Consider the following 19,868-nt stretch of genomic DNA (forward strand, 5'->3'; position numbering starts at 1 on the left):
GAAATCCGAGGGCGGTTTAAGTGTTTTGTGGTGAATTAGAGACTTATTTGGGGGTCGACGACACGCCAACCTGCGCCGGACGCAGCAGGCGGTCATGCAACATGAAGCCTTCAGCCATCACCTGAATGATGTCGCCCGCTTTGGTGCCGGGCACCGGGGCTTCAAACATCGCTTCATGCACTTCGGGGTCAAACTTATCGCCAACTTCCGGCGCCAGCAGATGAATGCCGTGCTTGTCGAAAATGCCCAGAAGCGCACGCATGGTCAGCTGGACACCTTCCAGCAGAGCCTTGTCCGCTTCGCCAGCTTCGCTTGATGCCTCCAAGGCACGCTTCATGTTGTCGTATACCGGCAGCATGTCGCGGGCCAGCTTCGATCCACCATAGTTTTCAGCCTCGCGACGGTCACGTTCGCCACGCTTACGGGCGTTTTCAGCATCCGCCAGCGCACGCATGAAACGATCTTTCATCTCGTCACGCTCTGCACGTGCGGCAATCAGCTCGTCTTCGAGGCTCACCTCGTCTTCCATGGACACTTCTTCGGTCATCAGTTTGTCGATGCCCGGCTCCAGGTCCTCTGCGCGTTCGGTTTTCGCGTCCGTCATAGTCTTTGCCTCTATCCTCGGCCTTTATCCTCGATCCGAGATCATTTTGCCGATCAATTGCGCGGTATAGTCCACCACCGGAACAATCCGCCCATAGTTCAGCCGCGTCGGGCCAATCACGCCCACAGCACCAATGATCTTTCGATCAGCGTTCATATAAGGGGAAACCACCAAAGAGGAACCCGAAAGTGAGAAAAGTTTGTTCTCAGACCCAATAAAAATGCGCACGCCCTCGCCCTGATCGGCCAGATCAAGGAATTCGGCGATATCACGCTTACGCTCAAGGTCGTCAAACAGGGTGCGAATACGCTCTAGATCGACCTCGGGCCCGCCTTCGGTCAGCAGATTCGAGCGTCCGCGCACGATCAGGCGCTCGTAGGGCTGGCCTTCGTTTTCCCATATTGCGGCGCCACTTTCGATTAAAGCCTGCGCCAGGATGTCGAGCTCTTGCCGACGATTCACGATTTCGGTGGAGATAATCCGCTGAAGCTCGGAAATCGTGCGGCCCTCGGCCAGAGCATTCAGAAAATTCGCCGCTTCCCGCATCGAACTTGGGGTTTGCCCCACGGGCGGTTCGAACACGCGATTTTCCACATGTCCATCCGCAAAGACCAACACGGCAAGCGCGCGGTCGGGGCCAAGCGACACGAACTCGATATGCTTTATCGGCGCTTCGTGTTTGGGTGTCAGAACCAGACTGGCCCCCGCCGTGATCCCGGACAAAGCCGCGCCCACCCGATCCATCATCGAGTTGATATTGCTTTCATTTCCGACGGTTGCATCGATTTTCTGCCGATCGTCCATCGTCAGATCCGACACCTCCAACAACCCATCTACGAACATCCGCAAGCCAAGCTCGGTCGGGATCCGCCCGGCCGAAACATGCGGGCTGTTCAACAACCCCATGTACTCTAGATCCTGCATCACATTGCGAATGGTCGCCGCGCTGACGTTCTCGGTCAGGCTGCGCGTCAGGCTGCGCGAGCCCACCGGTACACCGGTTTCCAGATAGCTTTCAACGATGCAGCGGAAGACCTCGCGCGAGCGATCGTTCATGTCTTCCATCAAATCAGAAGCGTCTGCCATCAGCTTAGCCTTGCCTTTTTGCCGGACCCATGGCTATCACGCTTTCAAAGCGGAAACAAAGGAAGAAGCCATGCGTCCCTCAGGTCGAGATTTAGATCAAATGCGCCCGATTTCAATCGAGACCGGTGTCACAAAACACGCCGAGGGATCGTGCATGATCCGTGTGGGCGACACGCATGTGCTGTGCACCGCATCGCTTGAAACCCGCGTGCCCCCGTTTCTGCGCAATTCTGGCAAGGGCTGGGTGACGGCAGAATACGGCATGCTGCCCCGTTCGACCGGGTCGCGCATGCGTCGCGAGGCTGCCTCGGGCAAGCAAGGCGGTCGTACCGTTGAAATCCAGCGCCTGATCGGCCGCTCGCTGCGTGCGGGCATCGATCTGGTGGCCCTGGGTGAGCGTCAGATCACCGTCGACTGTGACGTGATCCAAGCCGATGGCGGCACGCGCTGTGCGGCGATCACCGGCGGTTGGGTTGCCCTGCGTCTGGCGGTGAACAAACTGCTAAAAGCGGGTGATATCACCACCGATCCGCTGATGGATCCGGTCGCCGCCGTGTCTTGCGGCATCTATGCCGGTCAGCCGGTGCTGGACCTGGACTATCCGGAAGACAGCGAAGCGGGAGTGGATGGCAACTTTGTTCTTTGCGGTCCTAAACTGATCGAAGTACAGATGTCGGCCGAGGGTTCGACCTTCACCCGCGATCAAATGAACCAGCTGATGGATCTGGCCGACAAAGGCGTGTCCGAGCTGGTCGCAGCACAGCTTCAGGCGACAGCATAATGCGGAAGTTTGACGGCGATAAACTGGTCGTTGCGACCCACAATGCGGGCAAGTTACGCGAGATTTCCGCCTTGTTAGAGCCTTTTGGCATCGTCGTCACCTCAGCCGGCGCGCTGGGCTTGGAAGAACCGGAAGAAACCGAAGACACCTTCGTCGGCAACGCCCGGATCAAGGCCCATTTCGCCGCCAAAGCAAGCGGATTGCCCGCTCTGTCCGATGACAGCGGCATCATGGTCGACGCGCTGGACGGCGCGCCGGGTGTTTACACCGCGGATTGGGCGGAAACACCGAACGGGCGCGATTTCCCCATGGCGATGGAGAAAACCTGGACGCATCTGGAAGAAAAGAACGCCCCCCTGCCCCGCACGGCTCGGTTTTGCTGCACTTTGTGCCTTGCCTGGCCCGATGGGCATGACGAGGTTTTCGAAGGCAAAGTCGAGGGGTCGCTGACATGGCCCATGCGCGGCGATCAGGGGTTTGGCTATGACCCGATTTTCGTACCCGAAGGCTTTGACATTACCTTTGGCGAAATGGACCCCGACAAGAAGCACCAGATGAGCCACCGCGCCGATGCGTTTGCCAAGCTGGTGAAGGGCGCCTTTGCTTGAGAATTGGCAAATCGGGGGCTTTGGGCTGTATGTCCACTGGCCCTTCTGCGCCGCCAAATGCCCCTATTGCGATTTCAACAGCCATGTCTCGGCCTCCATTAACCAAGATGAATGGGTGGCGGCCTATCTGAAGGACCTGGCGCGCTACGGGGCTGAAACGCCCGGTCGTGTACTGGATTCGATCTATTTCGGCGGTGGCACCCCCAGCCTGATGGACCCTGCGACGGTCGGTGCGATCATCGAAAAGGCCGCAGAGCTGTGGACCTTCGCCAATGACATCGAGATCACGCTAGAGGCCAACCCAACCTCGATCGAGGCGCAGAATTTCGCAGGCTATCATAACGCAGGCGTAAACCGTGTCTCGATGGGATTTCAGGCGCTGAACGACGCGGACCTGCGCAAGCTGGGCCGGATGCATTCGGTCGACGAAGGTCTGCGCGCGCTCGACATTGCCCGCACCCATTTCGACCGCGTGAACTTTGACCTGATCTATGCGCGTCAGGATCAAAGCCTGTCCGACTGGCAGGCCGAACTTGATCGCGCGCTTAGCTTCGCGCCGGATCACCTATCGCTTTACCAACTGACCATTGAACCCGGCACGGCCTTTGGCGCGCGGTTCGAGGCGGGGAAACTGTCCGGCCTGCCCGAGGAAGAACTGGCCGTCGACATGTTCTTCCACACACAGGACGCCACCGAAGCCGCCGGCCTGCCCGCCTACGAAGTCTCAAACCACGCGCGTCCCGGTGAAGAGAGTCGGCACAATTTGATCTATTGGCGCAGCGGAGACTGGATCGGGATCGGTCCCGGCGCACATGGGCGGCTGTCCTTTGGGGGGAACAGGTGGGGAACGGAAACCCCTCTCTCGCCGAGCAAATGGCTGGAGAACGCACTGGGGGACGCTGACCTGCGCGAGAGAGCACCTCTTCCCCTGCCCGAACAGGTAACAGAATACCTTTTGATGGGTCTTCGCACCGTTGAGGGGATCGACCTAGAACGCCTGAAAACCCAGTTTGATTCCCAGCTAGATATTAATAAAATCAAAGACTTAATCGAACTTGATCTGGTTTCCGTCGATCAGAAAACACTTAGGGCGACCAAAAATGGCCGCCCCGTTTTGAATGGTATTTTGCGAGAGCTTTTGCCGGACTAAACGGACAGTTTTCCGCAGATATCGTCCAGCTGATCGAGGTTTTGATAGCGAATTGTGACCGTTCCGGCCTCGCCTCCGGCTTTGTGGTCGATCTGAACTTTCATGCCTGTCGCCGCCGACAGATCCGCCTCGAGCGCTTTGGTGTCGGCGTCTTTCTCGGTCTTTGGGCCTACCGCGCGCGGTTTACGCGGGGCCCCTCCCTTCGCCAGCTTCTCGGCCGCACGCACCGACAGACCTTTGTTGATGATCTCGCGCGCCAAGGTCGACGGGTTCTCTGCCGTGACCAGTGTCCGCGCGTGACCCGCCGTCAGTTGTCCGTCGCGCACAAAGGCCTGAACATCGTCAGGCAGGTTCAGAAGGCGCAAAAGGTTCGCGATATGCGAACGGCTTTTCCCCAGAGCTTCCGAGACCTTCTCCTGCGTGTGCCCAAACCGGTCCATCAGATCACGATAACCAGCAGCCTCTTCGATCGCGTTCAGATCGGCGCGCTGAATGTTCTCAATGATCGCGACTTCCAGCGCCTCGGTATCGGAATATTCCCGGATGACGACAGGCAATTGGTGCAGTTTTGCCATCTGAGACGCGCGCCAGCGGCGTTCACCCGCGACAATCTCGTATTCACCTTCCACACCGGGCCGTGGACGCACGATTAGGGGCTGGATCACCCCCTTTTCCTTCACCGAGGCCGCAAGATCGTCCAGCTGTTCCTGCGTAAAGGTGCGGCGCGGCTGTTCGGGGTTTGGTTTGATCTTCTCAATCGGAACCATCATGTCGGCGCGACGCGGTTCGGGCGATGTATCCTTGGACGAATCCTCGACAACCACATCCGCCATCAGGGCCGACAAGCCGCGGCCCAGGCCGCGATTCTTAGTTGGTTTGCTCATTACTCGTCTCCGATTAACGTTTGATCAGTTCCGCAGCCAAGTTGCGATAGGCCCGGCTTCCCTTGGACGTCGGATCATACATCAACACAGGCAGTGCGAAAGAGGGCGCCTCGCTGACGCGGACATTGCGCGGAATCATGGTCGTGAACACCAATTCGCCCAGGTTCTCGCGCGCGTCAGCCTCGACCTGACGGGACAAGTTGTTGCGGCTGTCATACATGGTCAACACAACACCTTCGATCCGCAGGTCAGGATTTGCGGCTTGGCGCACCTCGCGTACGGTCAAAAGAAGCTGCGACAGCCCTTCCAACGCAAAGAATTCGCTTTGCAACGGGATCAGAACACTGTCGGCCGCGACCAGCGCGTTGACCGTCAGAAGGTTCAAAGACGGCGGGCAATCAATCAAGATATAGTCAAGATCAAGCTGCTCTAACGCAACATCTCGCAATGCGTCACGCAAAAGGTGGCTACGCTTCTCATTCGAAACCAGCTCGATATCCGCCGAGGACAAGTCAGTTGTCGCGGGTGAAATCAGCAGATTCTCGATGCTGGTTTTCTGGATGACGTCCAACACCGATGCTTCTTCCAGCAGAAGGTCATAGGTGCTCATCTCGCGGTCGTCGGCGGAAACGCCCAATCCGGTCGATGCGTTGCCCTGAGGGTCCAGATCGATCAGAAGAACGCGCTTTCCGGCCTCGGCCAGCCCCGCACCCAGATTGATGGTTGTTGTTGTCTTCCCAACCCCGCCCTTTTGGTTGGTGATGGCAATAATCTTCGGCCCGCGTACTTGGAATGGGTCAGACACGTGAGATTTCCTTAATCTTCAGAATAACGGCGCTTGGATGGGTCTTGCTGGGATATGTATCAAGCTGAAACGACCAGTTTTCAAGGGCTTCGTCGATTTCCTGACGATAGTTTTCACCCTTGGGGAAAATGGCAACGCCGCCGGCCTTCAAGTGACGCTCGGCAAAGCCACAAAGCGCATCCAGAGACGCCAATGCGCGTGCTGACAGAACATCGGCGTTCTGAGGCTCGGCTTTTTCGATTCGCTCAGACAGAACGGATAGATTCAATTCCAGCTCGCGCGCGACGGTCCGTAGAAAGGTCGCCTTGCGCAAGTCGCTTTCGATGCAGGTCACCAAAAGATCGGGGTTGGCATCCTTCGCCATAATCGCAACGACCAAAGCTGGTAGCCCCCCGCCCGATCCCAGATCACACCATATATTGGGGCTTTCCGGTTCAAGTCCATATATCTGGGCCGAATCAAGAATGTGGCGCGTCCAGATTTCTGAGATTGTACTGGGTGAAACCAAATTAATCGCCGAATTCCACTTCTTCATCAAGGCGACATAGGCTTCGAGGCGCTCGAATGTTTCACGTGAAACATCGACGTGACGCTGAAATTCGGCGTGATTCATGCTGTGCGCTTCCGCTCGAACTGGCGAATCTTCGACAAAAGCAACGTCAAGGCTGCTGGGGTCATCCCTTCAACACGGCTGGCATGGGCCAAAGTACGCGGACGGGCCGCTTGTAGCTTCGACGCGAGCTCGTTCGAAAGGCCGCTCAGCCCAGAATAGCTGAAATCGTCTGGGATCACGTGCGCCTCGTCTCGCTTCAAAGCTTCGACATCTTTCTGCTGACGCTCGATATAGTTCGCATACAGCGCATCGCGCGCGACCTGAAGCTTCACTTCATCGTCAATCTGATCCAATGCGGCGTCCAGTTGAACCAGCTTTTCAAAGCTCATATCGGGGAACGCGAGAAGTTCGTAGGCAGTGCGTCGAGTACCATCCTTGCGCACATTACGATCAAGGCCCACAAGATCTTGTGGGGTGTACGTAGTCAACGTCAGCTGTTCTTTCGCGCGCGACAGGGCGTCACGCTTCGCTTCAAACGCCGATTTGCGCGCATCTTTCACCAATCCAAGTTCGATCCCAAGCGGCGTCAGGCGTTGATCCGCATTATCCGCACGCAGCGACAAGCGGTACTCAGCACGCGAGGTAAACATGCGATAGGGCTCGGTCACGCCGCGTGTAATCAAGTCGTCAATCATCACGCCGATATAGGAGTTCGAGCGCGAAAAGATCACCGGATCCCTGCCCTGTACCGCCAGCGCTGCGTTGGTGCCGGCGACCAACCCTTGCGCCGCAGCCTCTTCGTATCCGGTGGTGCCGTTGATCTGTCCGGCCAGATACAGGCCGGGCACATCCCGCAAAGACAGCGTTTCCGTCAGGGATCGCGGATCGACGTAGTCATATTCAATGGCATAGCCGGGCTGAAGGATCTCTACCTGCTCAAGTCCGACGATCGAACGCACGTAGTTTTCCTGAACCTCGACTGGCAGAGAGGTGCTGATCCCATTCGGATACACCGTGTCATCGTCCAGACCTTCCGGTTCAAGGAACACCTGATGGCTTTCCTTGTCCGCAAAGCGCACGATTTTATCTTCGATCGACGGGCAATAGCGCGGGCCAACACCGTCGATATGCCCGCCATACATGGCGGAGCGATCCAGATTGGCACGAATGATGTCATGGGTTTGCGCGTTCGTATGGGTGATACCGCAAGAGATCTGCCGCGCGATGGGCGACTTGTTCATAAAGGAAAACATCGCGGGATCATCATCGCCTGGCTGCGTGTCCAGAATGTCCCAGTTGATCGTTTTCCCGTTAAGGCGTGGCGGGGTGCCCGTTTTCAGGCGGCCGAGCGGAAGCCCAAAGGAATCGATGCGCTCTGCCAGCTTGACCGACGGGCGATCCCCCATGCGGCCGCCTTGGCTTTGCTTGTCGCCGATGTGAATGATCCCGCGTAGAAATGTGCCTGTGGTCAGAACCACGGCACCCGCATGCAGCTGTGATCCATCCTGAAGCACAACGCCGCTGACGCGACCTCCGTCCATGATCAGATCGGTCGTTTCGCCTTCGATCAAGGTCAGACCCTCGGTCGACAGGATCTCGGCCGACATGGCTTTGCGATAAATCGCACGGTCTGCTTGCGCACGCGGGCCCTGTACGGCGGGACCTTTGCGGCGGTTGAGCAGCCGAAACTGGATGCCGGCCTGATCTGCGACGCGGCCCATCAAGCCGTCCAGCGCATCGATCTCGCGCACCAAATGTCCTTTACCCAACCCACCAATGGCAGGGTTACAGGACATCACACCCAAGTCTTCTTTGCGCAATGTGATCAGCGCCGTCTTCGCGCCCATGCGCGCGCTCGCGTGGGCAGCGTCGGCACCCGCGTGCCCGCCCCCAACAACAATCACATCGAAATCCAGATGTTTCACGTGAAACACTCCTTCGCTACGCACACGCTATTTTCCAAGACAGAAGCTGGAAAAGATCTCGTCCAGCAGATGCTCTACATCGACATGGCCGACAAGACTATCAAGAGCCCGGATGGCGGTTCTGATTTCTTCTGCGGCAAATTCGGCGCGTTCGGGGCCGTGTTGTACCTCGATTCGCGCATCTTCCAAAGAGTACAGCGCACGCTCCATCGCGATGCGGTGCCGTTCACGCGTGGCGATCCCTGCGCCCTGAACCCGAGTTTCCAGAACGGACGAGATCCTTTGCACCAGAAGATCCATCCCCTGCCCGGTTTTCCCCGAGACAACCAGATCTCCAGAAGTGCCAAGATCGGCCTTTCCGTGCACCACAAGGTCATCTTTCAGAGGGTCCATCGCGGGCTGATCATCGGGCCCTTCCAGCAGGAAGACCCGCAGGTCCGCCGCCTTCGCACGCTCCAGCGCACGGGCGACGCCGATGGCTTCAACCTGATCGTCGGTGTCGCGTACACCAGCGGTGTCCAGCACGGTCACAGGAAGCCCTGCAAGCTCCATATGCACTTCGATCACGTCGCGGGTGGTCCCAGCAATATCCGAGGTGATCGCCGCCTCACGCCCCGCCAGTGCGTTCAGAAGCGTGGACTTCCCGGCATTGGGACGGCCCACGATAGCGACCTCGAACCCCTCGCGGATGCGCTCGGCAATTCGGGTTCCGGCAGTCTCGCGCTCAAGACTTTCCAACGTCGTGTCCAAGAGCGCATTCACCTCGGGCGAGACGTCGACGGGCACGTCTTCATCTGCGAAATCAATCGTCGCTTCCAACAGTGCAGCGGCGCGGATCAGGTCGGTACGCCATGCGCCTGCGAGGTCTCCCAGAGCGCCAGAGAGGACGCCTACGGCCTGCTTGCGCTGTGCCTCGGTCTCGGCGTCCAGAAGGTCAGAAAGCCCCTCTACCTGCGCCAGATCAAGGCATTCGTTCTCAAGCGCACGGCGGGTGAACTCTCCGGGCTCGGCGGGGCGCAGCCCATCTTGCTTTGACAGCTCGGCCAGCACCGCGCGAACGACGGCGGTCGACCCGTGCAACTGAAGCTCGACCACGTCTTCGCCAGTGAAGCTGGAGCCCACTTCAAACAGCAGCACCAAGGCTTCGTCCAACAGCGCCCCATCCGCGCTTGTCAGACGGCGCAATCCGGCGCGGCGCGGCGCAGGCAGATCGCCTGCCAAAGCACGGGCCGCCGGAAACGCATGTGGCCCGGAAATCCGGACCACCGCGACGCCCGCTTTCCCGCGGGCACTGGCAAGAGCATAGATCGTGTCCATTGGACTAACCTATTGTATTAGTTAAATATTAAGTGTTCATCGAGTCGAAGAAATCTGAATTCGACTTGGTCTGCTTCAGCTTCGAGATCAGGAACTCGATCGCGTCCGTGGTACCCATCGGGTTCAGAATGCGGCGCAGGACATAGGTTTTCTGCAGGTCTTTCGGATTGACCAACAGGTCTTCTTTCCGTGTGCCAGATTTCAGAATGTCGATGGCAGGGAAGACGCGCTTGTCTGCAATCTTGCGATCCAGAACGATCTCGCTGTTGCCGGTGCCTTTGAATTCTTCAAAGATCACTTCGTCCATGCGCGACCCAGTATCGATCAGCGCGGTCGCGATGATGGTCAGCGAGCCGCCCTCTTCGATGTTACGTGCCGCACCAAAGAAACGCTTCGGGCGTTGCAGCGCGTTGGCGTCGACACCACCGGTCAGAACCTTACCCGAGGACGGAACCGTCGTGTTGAACGCGCGGCCTAGACGGGTGATCGAGTCCAGCAGGATCACAACGTCGCGTTTATGTTCGACCAAGCGCTTGGCTTTCTCGATTACCATTTCAGATACGGCCACGTGACGGGTTGCGGGTTCGTCGAAGGTCGAAGACACAACCTCGCCTTTCACGGACCGCTGCATGTCCGTCACCTCTTCCGGGCGTTCGTCGATCAGAAGAACGATCAGATAGCACTCGGGGTGGTTCTTTTCGATCGAGTGGGCGATGTTTTGCAGGATCACCGTCTTACCCGTACGCGGCGGGGCCACGATCAGCGAACGCTGGCCTTTGCCGATCGGGGCAACCAGATCGATCACGCGGGCCGAACGGTCTTTGATGGTGGGATCTTCGATCTCCATCTTCAGACGCTCATCCGGATACAGAGGTGTCAGGTTGTCGAACGCAACTTTGTGCTTAGCATCTTCAGGATCTGCAAAGTTAATGCGTTCGACCTTGGTGATAGCAAAGTAGTTCTCGTTCTCGCCCGGCGCTTGAATGACAGCTTCAACAGTGTCCCCGGTGCGCAGCGAATACTGGCGGATCATGTCAGGTGAGACATAGATGTCATCGGGACCGGGAAGATAGTTTGCTTCAGGCGACCGCAGAAAGCCAAAGCCATCTTGCAGCACTTCCAGCACGCCATCCCCGCCGATGGTCCATTCTTCATCCGCGCGCTCGCGCAGGATCGAGAACATGATGTCCCCTTTACGCATGGTCGAGGCGTTTTCAATCTCGAGCTCTTCAGCCATGGTCACCAGCTCTTTCGGGCTTTTGGCTTTAAGATCGGATAGGTTCAGACGGTTTTCAGACATGGAATATCTCGGAAATAGATCATGACGGCGCCTACGCGCGGTCTATGTCGAGTTGGGAAAAACACATGGCCGGACGGCCTGCTTGACAGGTCAGATACGCGCTGGACGCCCGCGAGTCAACAAAATCAGTATTTGAACACGACCGAGAAGACGATGACGATCATCAAAAGCGTCGGGACTTCGTTCATCATGCGATAGCGCCGACCGGTCAGCGTATTGGTGCCCGACATGAAATCTTTGCGTCGCGCAGCCAACCACATGTGAAACCATGTCATGCCGATGATCGAGATCCCCTTGGTCCAGGGCCAGATCAACGACCAGTCAACGACACCAGGCGTTGCCACAAGGCACAGACCAAAGATCCACGAGGTGATCATGGCCGGGTTCATAATCGCTTTCAGAAGCCGGCGCTCCATCGTTTGGAACAGATCATCTGTTTCATTGCCCGATCCCACGACCTCGACATGATAGACGAACAGGCGCGGCAAATAGAACAGGCCCGCCATCCATGCGATCACGGATACGATGTGCAGCGATTTCGTCCAGAAATACGCGTCTGACAGAAAGTCACCCATTCTAAGCCTCTTACATGCGATGCCGCTTCGATCTTCATAAATTAAATAAAGAAGAAGAAAAGATGATGTTGTTGTTAGGCCTGTGGATAACGGGGATTATTGATCTGTCCCGTGATTTATTCACAGGTGGATAAACGGCGACCCGGAATCTGGACGGAATCTTTTCGCCGTTGTTTCACAGGAAAATGTGCGTTTACGATCTGGGGATAAGTGCAGGGATGAATTCACGCTCTGGGGATTCGCCCACGGGGTGCGTTGGGCAAAAACCAACAGTGGAAGAATTGTGAAAACCATCTTAGTAAAGGTGGGACTTATCCAGCTGTTCTGGGGCGGGCCGAGTTATCTGCTGATTCCAGAACAGGATTACACAGAGTTTTTCCACAGGGTTATCACATGACCGCTTCCCTGATCCTGGCGTCCGCTTCGCAGATCCGCGCCGATCTGTTGCGTAACGCAGGTATCGACTTCGACATCATCCCCGCCCGCATCGATGAAGAGATGATCCGCGCCTCGCTTGAAGCCGAAGGGGCTAGCCCGCGCGATCTTGCCGACGCGCTGGCCGAGTTTAAAGCCCGCAAGATCAGCGAGAAACATTGGGGGTCTCTGGTTCTGGGCTGCGATCAGGTGGCCGAGCTGGAACAGAAGGTGCTGTCCAAACCCAAAGACCCCGAAGAAGCGCGCGCTCAGTTGGCGGCGATGTCTGGCAAAGTGCATCGGCTGCTCTCTGCCGCCGTGCTTTACGAAGACGGCAAGCCGATTTGGCGGCATGTGGGCTTGGTTCGTTTGAAAATGCGCGAACTATCAAGTGGTTACATTGAAGACTACGTTGACCGAAACTGGGACAGCATCCGCCATTCGGTCGGCGCCTATAAGCTGGAAGAAGAAGGTGTGCGGCTGTTTGCCAAGGTGGACGGCGACTATTTCAACGTGTTGGGTTTGCCCCTGACCGAGCTTCTGTCATATCTGATCGTGCGAGGAGATCTTAAGATATGAGCGACACACGAATTCCCCTGGCGGGCGTCATTGGTAACCCGATCGAGCACTCTTTGTCCCCAAGGCTGCATGGCCATTGGCTGCGCACGATGGGACTGGCAGGCCACTATATTCCGATGCGGGTCGAGGTGGATGATCTGGAAACGGTCATTCGGACGCTGCCGAAAGCTGGTTTTGTCGGTTTGAATGTCACGATCCCCCATAAAGAGGCCGTGCTGAAGCTGGCCGACATCGTCACCGACCGCGCGGCGCTGATCGGGGCGGCGAATACGCTGATCTTCCGCGATGATGGCAAAATCCACGCAGACAACACTGATGGATTTGGATTTACACAGAACCTCCGCCAATCCGCGCCGGAATGGGCGCCGGAAACCGGACCCGCTGCTGTTTTCGGAGCAGGCGGCGCTGCGCGCGCCATTTTGGCGTCACTGATTGAACTTGGTGTGCCTGAAATCCGCCTGGCCAACCGCACCCGCGCCCGTGCGGACGCCTTACGCGCAGAATTTGGCGCCCGGATCGTGGTGTATGACTGGGTTCAGGCGGGCAATATGCTGGATGATGCGGTGACGGTTGTGAACACGTCGTCGCTGGGTATGACCGGAAAGCCCGAGTTTCGTGTGCCACTGGATGGTTTGATGCCGGGCGCGGTCGTGAATGATCTGGTCTATTCCCCGCTGAAAACCGATTTTCTGCAACAGGCCGAGGCCGCCGGTTGTCACGTGGTCGATGGTCTTGGAATGCTTCTGCACCAAGCCGTTCCCGGGTTCGAACGCTGGTTCGGCACACGCCCCGTCGTCGATGACGCGCTGCGCCACGCGGTTCTGGGCGTATGAGCGGGCCGTTTATTATCGGGCTGACTGGCTCGATCGGGATGGGGAAATCCACCACTGCGAAAATGTTTGCCGATGCCGGCGTTCCGATCTGGGACGCGGATGCGGCGGTGCACCGGATATATGACGTGGGCGGTGCGGCGGTCGAACCGATCCGCGCGGTCTGTCCGGATGCGATCATTGATGGCGCCGTTAGCCGCGATGTGTTGAAAGACTGGATGTCGAAAGACGCAGATGCGCTGAAAAAGCTGGAAGGCATTGTGCATCCGCTGGTCGGACAGGACCGGGCGGAATTTCTGGCCGACAGCACCTCGCCCATCGTCCTTCTGGACATGCCGCTTCTGTTTGAAATCGGCGCGCATGAACATGTGGATCTCGTCGTCGTCGTCTCGGCCCCTGCTGAATTACAGCGCGACCGCGTGCTGGCGCGCGGCACCATGACGGAAGCACAATTCGAGACTATTCTGGCCAAACAGGTCCCAGATGCCGACAAACGCGCCCGCGCGGATGTGATCATTCCGACCGAAACACTGGACGGCGCGCGTGCCGCAGTGGACGAGGTTATCGCCCATGTGAAGGAGCAGTTGGATGCGTGAGATCGTCCTCGACACCGAAACCACCGGCTTTGATCCCCAAAGTGGCGACCGGATTGTGGAAATCGGGTGCCTTGAGCTGATGAACCACATGCCGACTGGGCGGACCTATCACCAGTATATCAACCCCGAACGCGGTATGCCGGACGAAGCCTTCAGTGTGCACGGCATCGGCCCTGATCTGCTGGCCAGCCCCCGCCCCGCCGAACCGGGCGAAGTGATCCTGAAAGATAAGCCGATCTTCAAAGAGGTCGGGCAAGCGTTCTTGGACTTCATAGGCGATGCGCAGCTGGTGATCCATAACGCCAGCTTCGACATGAAATTCCTGAATGCCGAGCTGAAATGGATGGGTCTGCCGCAAATCCCGTGGGAGCGCGCTTTGGATACGCTGGCGATGGCCCGCAGCAAATTTCCCGGCTCGCCCGCGTCATTGGATGCGCTCTGCCGCCGCTATGCGATCGACAACACATCCCGGACGCTGCACGGCGCACTTTTGGACAGTGAAATTCTGGCCGAAGTCTATCTGGAACTGATCGGGGGCCGTCAGCCGGACCTTGTTCTGGCGGGAAATCAGGCGACCTCGGGTTCTGGCGGTGCAAACAACGATTGGCGCCCGCGCCCGCGTCCAGAACCCCTGCCGTCCCGGATCCACGAAAAAGAAACCGCCGCCCATGATGCTTTCGTGGAAAAGCTGGGCGACGGTGCAATTTGGAAGAAGTTTCAGTAACTTCTTGGCAGATCAGCTAATCGGAGCGCCTGCCTGCTCGGCCGCAGCGCGGCGTTCGATTTCCTGACGGTACAGGGCCAGGAAGTCGACGGTGTCCAGGTTCAGCGGCGGGAAGCCACCGTCACGGGTCACGTCCGACACGATGCGACGCACGAACGGGAACAGCATGCGCGGGCATTCGATCATCAGGAACGGGTGCAGCTGCTCTTCCGGGACGTTCTCAACGTGGAAGATGCCCGAATATTCCAGCTCCATCAGGAACAGCTGTTCGCCGCTTGCCTTGTTTTTCGAGCCGATCGTGTATTTCGTGATCACTTCGAACTGGTGATCCGTCGGGCGTTTCTTGGCGTCCAACGCAACTTCAACACTGATGTCGGGCTGTACTTCGCCCTGAATGCCTTTTTGCGCCAGAATGTTTTCAAACGACATATCGCGAATGAATTGGCCCAGAACCTGCATCTTAGGCGGAGTGGGGGGAGTCTGTGGGGTGGCTTCGTCGGCCATGTCTGTCTCCTTCAGGAAAAACTGTCGGAGATGTCCTTATCAGGTTGGGAGGGGACCCTCAACTAAGGGTTTCGTCAGAGCGAATTTGACGCTATCAGCGCGCCATGACAACGATGATCCCAACATGGGTGGACGGCACCCTGACCCCGGTCGAAAAGCTTGAAGCGCATGTGAAAGGGCTTCGGCACAAAGCCGTGTCCGTGTTTCTGATCTGCGATGGTCAGGTGCTGATTCAGCAGCGCGCGGCGGGGAAATATCACACGCCGAACCTGTGGGCGAACACCTGCTGCACCCATCCGTATTGGGGGGAAGACCCGCGGTTCTGCGCGATCCGCCGGCTGGAGGAAGAGCTGGGGATCACAGGCGTCGATCCGGTCTGGGTTGAAAACTTGGAATATCGCGCGGATGTGGGTGGCGGGTTGATCGAGCACGAGGTCGTCGATCTCTTCGTCATTCACTGTGACGCCCGCCCCGAAATGGACCTGAACCCGGATGAGGTTCAGGTCGTGGATTGGCTGGATCGTGGCGCGTTAGAGACGAAAATCGCCGAGAGCCCGGATCAGTTCACACCATGGCTGAAAATCTACATGTCGAAGCATTCGGCCTCAGTGTTTGGTCCAGCCTGACGGGCCTTCGACGCCGGGATGGGTCGGACGCTTTTCGGGCGTCACATCAGTGAAATCCCCATCAATCACATCTTCATCCTGCCCGGGCTGGCGGCGTACATCTTGATCTGCCATTCCCCCCATCGAGAATGTTTGAACCTTCACACGTGACCGCGCCCAGTTGAACATGGCGCTGCGCACGGCAGGGATCAGCAGCGCAAAGCCCACAAAATCAGTGAAAAAGCCGGGTGTCAGCAGAAGCGCGCCGGAAAACAGGATCATTGCGCCATGGGCCAGTGGCTCGGTCGGGTCATTCAACTGCCCAAAGCTGTCGCGCAGTTGCGACATTGCAAGTGCCCCCTGCGCACGCATCAATTGGGTGCCGACAACGGCGGTTAACACAACGATCCCAAGGGTCCACCACAGACCAATTGCACCGCCAACCTGGATGAACAGAGCGATCTCGATCAGGGGAACGGCGATGAACAGTGCAAAAAGCCACATGGCAAAAGATCTCCTTTTCGTGTGACCGGTGGACTTGGCCCGGTACTGCACCTACATATGTCACCGATGAACGCGTTTCCATATGGCGCTTGAAAAGAGGTATCCATGAGCTCTTCCCTGATCCAGCTTCTTGTACTGGCCGGTATTGCCCTGTTTTTGATTTTGCGCCTGCGCGATGTGCTTGGCACGCGCGAGGGGTTCGAGAAGCCCGTTGTGCCGCGTCAGGACAATCGGCGACTGGACCGCAGCAACCTTGAAGTGATCGAAGGTGGCCCGGATCGGGACATTCTGGATCACGCAGAAGAGGGCAGCCCGTCGGCTTTGGCGCTTGCTGCCATGAAAACCAACGAGCCCAGCTTTAATGTTGGCGAGTTTCTGGGCGGCGCGCGCGGTGCTTATGAAATGATCCTGATGGGGTTCGAAGCGGGCGAGATGTCCAAGATCCAGCCTTTCCTGTCGGAAGAAGTGTACGAAACCTTCGCCAGCGTGGTTGAAGCCCGCGAAGCGCAAGGCCTGTCGGTCGAAGCCAATTTTGTTGGCGTGCGCGAGCTGAAGCTGGAAGAAGCTGCGTTTGATACCACCACCCGCGAAGGTGAGATCACCGTGAAATTCGTGGGCGAGCTGACCTCGATCGTACGTGACAAGGGCGGCGACATCATCGAGGGTAACCCGAACGAGGTTAAGCGTCAGAAAGACGTTTGGACCTTTGCCCGTATCATGGGCTCGGACAACCCGAACTGGCAACTTGTCGCCACGGGTGGCTGATGTTTCGGGGGCTGGCATGTGCGCTGGCCCTTTTGGGCATGCCTGCCTATGCTGGTCTGGAAGACGCGCGCATAACTCTTGTTCCGTTTGAAGAACTTGATGGTTGGAACGATGACAACCATCAAGATGCACTGCGTGTGTTTCTGGACACGTGTCGGGATCTGGACGACCCGCAGTGGCGACCGATCTGTGCCTTGGCGCAAACGCAGGATGACGGAAAAGCCTTCTTCGAGCTGTTTTTCCGCCCCCTTCTGATCGAGGACGGTAATACCCCCCTGTTCACCGCGTATTTCGAACCCGAGCTGAAAGGCTCGCGGGTTCAGACCTCGGTCTATCGCTATCCGGTCTACGCCAAGCCGCGCGAGGTCATTGGCCAAGTGTGGCTACCACGCCGCGACATCGAAGACGGCGACGTGATGAAGGGTCGTGGGCTGGAAATCGCTTGGGTTGCGGATCCGGTTGACCTTCAATTCCTGCAGATCCAAGGCTCGGGCCGTATTCGTCTGCCCGATGGTAGCAGTATCCGTCTGGGCTATGGCGGCTCGAACGGGCACAGCTTCATGTCGCTGGGGAAAGAACTGGTCCGGCGGGGCATCTATAACGAGCATCAGGTCTCGCAGGCGGTGATCAAGAACTGGGTGCGGCGCAATCCGGAAGCGGGGCACGACCTTTTGATGTCCAACCCGTCCTATGTGTTCTTTCGCAAGATCGGGGATGTGTCCGCCAGCAAAGGTCCGCTGGGGGCGATGAACCGATCCATCACAGCGCACCGGTCGCTGGCGGTTGATCCGAAATACACACCACTGGGCGCGCCGATCTGGCTGGAAAAAGACGGGACCGAGCCGTTTCGTCGATTGATGGTCGCGCAGGATACGGGCTCGCGGGTCAAGGGCGCGCAGCGGGCGGATATTTTTTGGGGCACTGGCGATCAGGCCGGAAAGCTGGCGGGCAAGATCAAAGATGACGGGCGCATGTATGTGCTGCTTCCCATCCAGCGCGCCTATGCGCTTTTGCCCGAGGATCAGTGACATGGCGAAGCGGCCCAAGAAACTGACCGAGGACGACAAAGCGCTGTGGCAAAAGGTGGCGGACAGCACGATCCGGCTGCGCCCGCCCAAGCCGTCGCGCGAGAAAACCGAGACTATTTCAGCCGAACCCATTCAAAAGCCACCCAAACCGGTCAAGGTGACCCACCCGAGATTTCGTGTGGGTGAGCGGGGAAAGAAACCCGGAAATCCCAACGATCTGGCACCATCCATGCGCGATCATATCGCGACCGCTCCGGTTGCAATGGATCGCAAGACCTTCGGCAAAATGAAGAAGGGCCGTCTGTCGCCCGAGGCGCGGATCGACCTGCACGGCATGACCATCGCGCAGGCGCATCCGACGCTGACGCGGTTTATCCTGAACGCGATTGACGCCGACCGGCGGCTTGTTTTGGTGATCACCGGCAAAGGAAAAAACAAAGATGAGGGTGGACCGATCCCCGTGCGTCATGGCGTTCTGCGCCATCAGGTGCCGCATTGGCTGAATACGGCACCCCTGCGCCAACACGTTCTTCAAATCACTGAAGCGCATTTGAAGCATGGAGGCCAAGGCGCCTACTATGTCTATCTGCGCAGACAGCGTTAGGGCGTGCTGTTTGGGATCACCAAGCGGGTTGCGTTCTGAACCACCAGGACCGTTCCGGGCAACAGGCCGGGTTGAACGGTTGGGCTGGCACTGATTGCGGCAGACAGATTCGGGATGCTGTTGATCAGGCGCAAGAACGCGGGCGACGCGAAGGCGACGCTGTGGTCGGCCTCGCCATCTGAGAAGGCGGACAGGTCAACCAGCGTCACGTCCAGATCTGCCAGCTCTTCTACATCCGTGTTGTTGCCAAGCCGCGTGGTCTGGCCGGTCAAGCGGGCAGACAGCTGCAACGCGCGGTCGCGAGAGGATGTGAAGATAAAGAACGGTTGCGGCAGTTCCCCAATGCGCTTTGCTTGCTGCCGGAACAGATCCAGATCGATATCGGGCGAGATCAGGACGACACCGCCGATTTTGCTTAGCCCCTTCTGGCCGTCCGCAATCGCCATCTGGCGCAGGGCCTCCATCGACAGAAGCGCGCCCATCGAATGGCCCACCAGCAGAACTTCATCCACACCGGACCGGGATACCGACCGCAATGTCGCCTCAAGCCCATCACGTGCATAGAGCATCGAATCGCGATCATACCCGTATCCAAGCGGGTGCCCCGCGCTGGGCCAGGAATAGTGTACGGGCAGGAAAGGCAGATCCAGATCCGCGTTCAGCTGCGCAAAGCGATAGAGCCCTTCCGAAAAACGGTTATTGAAGCCGTGAACAAACACGGTTGCTGTGCGTTCTTCACCACGTCGACCGCGCAGGGCGCGCGCCATTGCGGCCTCGAATGCGTGTCGCGAGGTGTATTGTTCGTAATTGTCGACAAGGAAATGCTGAGCGGGGTCCGGGGTCTTACGCCCAGGCCAATTAATCTCGCCCGGTTCGCGGATTTCGGGGATCGAAACCCCAACATGCCCGAACAAAAGCTCGCCACCCCGATTGCTCGTAGGTGCGCCATCTTCATCAAGTTCGCGGGTCGAGGCGACAAAGATGTTTCGCACATCGCCGATCTGTCCGGCGCCCGGGAAATAGGTGATGGTGCCGCGCGGGGCACAGGCGGAAAGCGCCAAAACAATAGTAAAAACCAGAAAGCGCACCAGAGAACGCATTGGGCAGGCTCCTTAAATACAGCTCTT

23 protein-coding genes are annotated in these 19,868 nt (G+C 58.0%); 11 read left to right on the plus strand and 12 right to left on the minus strand.

Features of this window, described 5'->3' with window-relative positions; translation table 11 throughout:
* Positions 1-43: 43 nt before the first annotated feature.
* Both MWU53_RS08180 and hrcA read right to left on the minus strand, forming a co-directional pair.
* Positions 44-547, minus strand: a complete 504-nt coding sequence (locus tag MWU53_RS08180; protein WP_247092530.1) for a nucleotide exchange factor GrpE — start codon at positions 545-547, stop codon at positions 44-46.
* Positions 548-628: 81 nt separating this feature from the next.
* Positions 629-1,690, minus strand: coding sequence for a heat-inducible transcriptional repressor HrcA (gene hrcA / locus MWU53_RS08185; RefSeq protein WP_247092271.1), 1,062 nt, complete (start codon positions 1,688-1,690; stop codon positions 629-631).
* Between the two features lie 70 nt (positions 1,691-1,760).
* Between hrcA and rph the strand changes: the two genes are divergently transcribed.
* From rph to hemW, 3 genes are read left to right on the plus strand one after another with little or no spacing between them, the layout of a single operon-like run.
* Positions 1,761-2,471, plus strand: a complete 711-nt coding sequence (gene rph, locus MWU53_RS08190) for a ribonuclease PH (RefSeq protein WP_247092273.1) — start codon at positions 1,761-1,763, stop codon at positions 2,469-2,471.
* Entirely contained in the window at positions 2,471-3,079 is a 609-nt protein-coding gene (rdgB, locus tag MWU53_RS08195) for an RdgB/HAM1 family non-canonical purine NTP pyrophosphatase (RefSeq protein ID WP_247092275.1), read from the plus strand. The genes rph and rdgB overlap by 1 nt, the downstream gene beginning before the upstream one ends.
* Entirely contained in the window at positions 3,072-4,229 is a 1,158-nt protein-coding gene (gene hemW / locus MWU53_RS08200; RefSeq protein ID WP_247092277.1) for a radical SAM family heme chaperone HemW, read from the plus strand. The genes rdgB and hemW overlap by 8 nt, the downstream gene beginning before the upstream one ends.
* Here the strand turns inward: hemW and MWU53_RS08205 are convergent.
* The 7 genes from MWU53_RS08205 to MWU53_RS08235 all read right to left on the minus strand — a co-directional run bounded on the left by MWU53_RS08205 (position 4,226) and on the right by MWU53_RS08235 (position 11,588).
* On the minus strand, positions 4,226-5,113 hold the full coding sequence (locus tag MWU53_RS08205; protein ID WP_247092279.1) for a ParB/RepB/Spo0J family partition protein: 888 nt from the start codon (positions 5,111-5,113) through the stop codon (positions 4,226-4,228). The genes hemW and MWU53_RS08205 overlap by 4 nt on opposite strands.
* Positions 5,114-5,126: 13 nt before the next feature.
* Positions 5,127-5,918 (minus strand): AAA family ATPase, encoded by a 792-nt coding sequence (locus tag MWU53_RS08210; protein ID WP_247092281.1) that lies wholly within the window; start codon positions 5,916-5,918, stop codon positions 5,127-5,129.
* Positions 5,911-6,531, minus strand: a complete 621-nt coding sequence (gene rsmG, locus MWU53_RS08215; protein WP_247092283.1) for a 16S rRNA (guanine(527)-N(7))-methyltransferase RsmG — start codon at positions 6,529-6,531, stop codon at positions 5,911-5,913. Before rsmG ends, MWU53_RS08210 begins: the two co-directional genes overlap by 8 nt.
* The gene (gene mnmG / locus MWU53_RS08220) at positions 6,528-8,396 is read right to left on the minus strand and encodes a tRNA uridine-5-carboxymethylaminomethyl(34) synthesis enzyme MnmG (protein WP_247092285.1); all 1,869 of its coding nucleotides are present in this window, start codon (positions 8,394-8,396) and stop codon (positions 6,528-6,530) included. Before mnmG ends, rsmG begins: the two co-directional genes overlap by 4 nt.
* 27 nt (positions 8,397-8,423) lie before the next feature.
* On the minus strand, positions 8,424-9,713 hold the full coding sequence (mnmE, locus tag MWU53_RS08225) for a tRNA uridine-5-carboxymethylaminomethyl(34) synthesis GTPase MnmE (protein WP_247092287.1): 1,290 nt from the start codon (positions 9,711-9,713) through the stop codon (positions 8,424-8,426).
* A 28-nt stretch (positions 9,714-9,741) separates the two neighbouring features.
* The gene (gene rho, locus MWU53_RS08230; RefSeq protein ID WP_247092289.1) at positions 9,742-11,013 is read right to left on the minus strand and encodes a transcription termination factor Rho; all 1,272 of its coding nucleotides are present in this window, start codon (positions 11,011-11,013) and stop codon (positions 9,742-9,744) included.
* Between the two features lie 125 nt (positions 11,014-11,138).
* A complete protein-coding gene (locus MWU53_RS08235) occupies positions 11,139-11,588 on the minus strand; it encodes a CopD family protein (RefSeq protein WP_247092291.1) in 450 nt (149 codons plus the stop codon).
* Between the two features lie 393 nt (positions 11,589-11,981).
* On the opposite strand from MWU53_RS08235, the gene MWU53_RS08240 reads away from it, so the two are divergent.
* From MWU53_RS08240 to dnaQ, 4 genes are read left to right on the plus strand one after another with little or no spacing between them, the layout of a single operon-like run.
* Positions 11,982-12,581, plus strand: coding sequence for a Maf family nucleotide pyrophosphatase (locus MWU53_RS08240; RefSeq protein ID WP_247092293.1), 600 nt, complete (start codon positions 11,982-11,984; stop codon positions 12,579-12,581).
* Complete coding sequence (locus tag MWU53_RS08245; protein ID WP_247092295.1) at positions 12,578-13,414, plus strand: shikimate dehydrogenase; 837 nt, start codon at positions 12,578-12,580, stop codon at positions 13,412-13,414. Before MWU53_RS08240 ends, MWU53_RS08245 begins: the two co-directional genes overlap by 4 nt.
* Complete coding sequence (gene coaE / locus MWU53_RS08250) at positions 13,411-14,007, plus strand: dephospho-CoA kinase (RefSeq protein ID WP_247092297.1); 597 nt, start codon at positions 13,411-13,413, stop codon at positions 14,005-14,007. The genes MWU53_RS08245 and coaE overlap by 4 nt, the downstream gene beginning before the upstream one ends.
* A complete protein-coding gene (gene dnaQ / locus MWU53_RS08255) occupies positions 14,000-14,731 on the plus strand; it encodes a DNA polymerase III subunit epsilon (RefSeq protein ID WP_247092299.1) in 732 nt (243 codons plus the stop codon). The genes coaE and dnaQ overlap by 8 nt, the downstream gene beginning before the upstream one ends.
* 12 nt (positions 14,732-14,743) lie before the next feature.
* On the opposite strand, the gene secB is transcribed toward dnaQ, so the two are convergent.
* On the minus strand, positions 14,744-15,235 hold the full coding sequence (gene secB / locus MWU53_RS08260) for a protein-export chaperone SecB (protein WP_247092302.1): 492 nt from the start codon (positions 15,233-15,235) through the stop codon (positions 14,744-14,746).
* Between the two features lie 104 nt (positions 15,236-15,339).
* Here secB and idi point away from each other — a divergent pair, with 104 nt between their 5' ends.
* On the plus strand, positions 15,340-15,861 hold the full coding sequence (gene idi / locus MWU53_RS08265) for an isopentenyl-diphosphate delta-isomerase (RefSeq protein WP_247092304.1): 522 nt from the start codon (positions 15,340-15,342) through the stop codon (positions 15,859-15,861).
* Here the strand turns inward: idi and MWU53_RS08270 are convergent.
* Positions 15,841-16,344: an FxsA family protein gene (locus MWU53_RS08270; RefSeq protein WP_247092306.1), complete on the minus strand. Its 504-nt coding sequence runs from the start codon at positions 16,342-16,344 to the stop codon at positions 15,841-15,843. The genes idi and MWU53_RS08270 overlap by 21 nt on opposite strands.
* Before the next feature lie 105 nt (positions 16,345-16,449).
* On the opposite strand from MWU53_RS08270, the gene MWU53_RS08275 reads away from it, so the two are divergent.
* Genes MWU53_RS08275 through MWU53_RS08285 form a run of 3 tightly spaced genes read left to right on the plus strand, consistent with a single transcriptional unit; the run spans position 16,450 to position 18,741 of the window.
* On the plus strand, positions 16,450-17,109 hold the full coding sequence (locus MWU53_RS08275; protein ID WP_247092308.1) for a Tim44/TimA family putative adaptor protein: 660 nt from the start codon (positions 16,450-16,452) through the stop codon (positions 17,107-17,109).
* Entirely contained in the window at positions 17,109-18,137 is a 1,029-nt protein-coding gene (locus tag MWU53_RS08280; RefSeq protein ID WP_247092310.1) for an MltA domain-containing protein, read from the plus strand. Before MWU53_RS08275 ends, MWU53_RS08280 begins: the two co-directional genes overlap by 1 nt.
* A 1-nt stretch (position 18,138) precedes the next feature.
* Positions 18,139-18,741 (plus strand): Smr/MutS family protein, encoded by a 603-nt coding sequence (locus tag MWU53_RS08285; RefSeq protein ID WP_247092312.1) that lies wholly within the window; start codon positions 18,139-18,141, stop codon positions 18,739-18,741.
* Here MWU53_RS08285 and MWU53_RS08290 read toward each other — a convergent pair.
* The gene (locus MWU53_RS08290) at positions 18,738-19,841 is read right to left on the minus strand and encodes an alpha/beta fold hydrolase (protein ID WP_247092314.1); all 1,104 of its coding nucleotides are present in this window, start codon (positions 19,839-19,841) and stop codon (positions 18,738-18,740) included. The genes MWU53_RS08285 and MWU53_RS08290 overlap by 4 nt on opposite strands.
* Between the last annotated feature and the right edge of the window lie 27 nt (positions 19,842-19,868).

This window comes from Aliiroseovarius sp. S1123 (assembly GCF_023015885.1).
Lineage (GTDB): Bacteria > Pseudomonadota > Alphaproteobacteria > Rhodobacterales > Rhodobacteraceae > Aliiroseovarius.